Annotated in this window: 1 protein-coding gene and 1 pseudogene; one reads left to right on the forward strand and one right to left on the reverse strand. The window is 59.6% G+C overall.

Features of this window, described 5'->3' with window-relative positions; translation table 11 throughout:
- Positions 1 to 146: 146 nt before the first annotated feature.
- A complete protein-coding gene (locus JKG68_RS34645; protein WP_312891085.1) occupies positions 147 to 557 on the forward strand; it encodes an integrase core domain-containing protein in 411 nt (136 codons plus the stop codon).
- Between the two features lie 222 nt (positions 558 to 779).
- On the opposite strand, the pseudogene JKG68_RS32605 reads toward JKG68_RS34645, so the two are convergent.
- A pseudogene (locus tag JKG68_RS32605) lies at positions 780 to 905 on the reverse strand (transposase); the annotation flags it as partial.

Genomic DNA, 905 nt, shown 5'->3' on the forward strand with positions numbered 1-905 from the left:
GACGACCGCGCACCAAGACGCGCGTGACCCGCTTTGCGGCGTTGGCGCCGGCCTTCTGAATTCGCCGACAGTATCTCACCTATGTCGCCATCACGGCAGGCTTCGCTTATGTGGCCGTCATTCTCGATACCTGATCACGCCGGGTCGTGGGCTATGCCATCAGTCGGTCGATTGACGCGGGCCTGACGGTGGCGGCACTCAAAGCTGCCATCGCCGAGCGGCACCCTCCGCCGGGCTGCATTCATCACTCCGACCGCGGATCGCAATATGCAGCCGAAATCTATCGCAAGGCTCTGGATGCCGCCGGTCTGATCGGCTCGATGGGCCGACGCGGCAATCCATACGACAATGCCAAGGCGGAGAGCTTCATGAAGACACTCAAGGTAGAGGCGGTCTACCCAATGGCCTACGAGACCTTCGAGGATGTCGCCGAGGACCTTCCGCGCTTTATCGAGGAGATCTATAGCAGCCGGCGGCTCCATTCAGCCCTCGGCTACCCGAGCCCGAAGCAGTTTGAGGATCAACATATCCGGCAGACGGTCAATCCTACGGCATGATCACTGCCCACTCCAAAGGGCGCACTCCATCGATCGCACTAAAAGTGCTCAGCTTAGCATAACCTGTTGGAGAAATTGCCGTCCTCAATGCGACCGACAGCGGCAGGTCAGTGATGCTCGGCTCGGCTAAACTTCCGACATTGGCACATTCCCGAAGTAAGCTGAATTTCTGCAAAGGCGCGACAAACGGACCTTCATTTGGTTCGTCCAACGTTACACTTTGACCCGAATGTATGGACCGGCCGTGCGTTTGCCGCGCTTCGACAGGCGACCCAGGATCGTGCGGTCGCCTGTTGAGGTCTGCTTCGGCACCAGCCCGAGCCAGGCGCCGAAATCACGTCCTCGGCT

Source organism: Microvirga aerilata, assembly GCF_016743775.1.
Lineage (GTDB): Bacteria > Pseudomonadota > Alphaproteobacteria > Rhizobiales > Beijerinckiaceae > Microvirga > Microvirga aerilata.